Genomic DNA, 734 nt, shown 5'->3' with positions numbered 1-734 from the left:
AGAGCAGAAGAACCTGATGTAACGATGATGCTTGCCAGAGCTGTCGCAAGCGCCATATGCATGCTCATTTCTGGAGAAATGCCCGCCCAAGGCAGCAAAAATAACAACGCAGGTACGACGATTAATCCGCCCCCAATGCCGAGTAGCCCCGCCATCACACCAACAAAAGCGCCCAGCGCCAGCAATAACAAAAATAAAGAGACGGTCACGATTACCTACTTTTTCCCTGCACGAACGAAGCCTGCAAAACCTTGTTGGATAAAGAAATCATGCATCATTTGATGAATCTCCTCTCCGTACGATTTTGTCATCGCCTGTTCCGCTAGTTTTTCTAGTTCCTGTTGTTGGCTATGACGAATCAAATACTTCACCTTAGCCACGTTAGATGTGTTCATACTTAAGCTGGTGTATCCCAACCCAAGTAATAAGAGCGCACCAAATGGATCACCGGCTAATTCACCGCAGATGCACACTGGCACATGATATTTATCGCACACGTCATGAATCTGTTTGAGTGCTAACAGCACTGCCGGATGCATGGATTCATAGACATCAGCGACGCGGGAATTGTTCCGATCCACCGCCAGTAAATACTGAGTTAAGTCGTTAGTACCAACAGAGACAAAATCCACTCGATGCGCGATGGCAGGAAGCAGATATACCATCGATGGCACTTCTATCATCACCCCGACCTTTGGAGCCTGGGTACGCTCATCAAGCAAGACAACTTCGCT

General features: G+C 47.7%; 2 protein-coding genes. Both read right to left on the bottom strand.

Annotated elements, in window-relative coordinates:
- On the bottom strand, positions 1-155 hold a 155-nt coding region (locus tag R7Q11_RS26110; protein WP_405532476.1), incomplete at its 3' end, for a TSUP family transporter.
- 60 nt (positions 156-215) lie between these two features.
- On the bottom strand, positions 216-734 hold a 519-nt coding region (locus R7Q11_RS26105; RefSeq protein WP_318094455.1), incomplete at its 5' end, for a putative PEP-binding protein.

Source organism: Vibrio sp. 970 (genome assembly GCF_033339075.1).
Note: the sequence above shows the minus strand (reverse complement) of the source record. Positions and strands in the feature narration are given on the sequence as shown.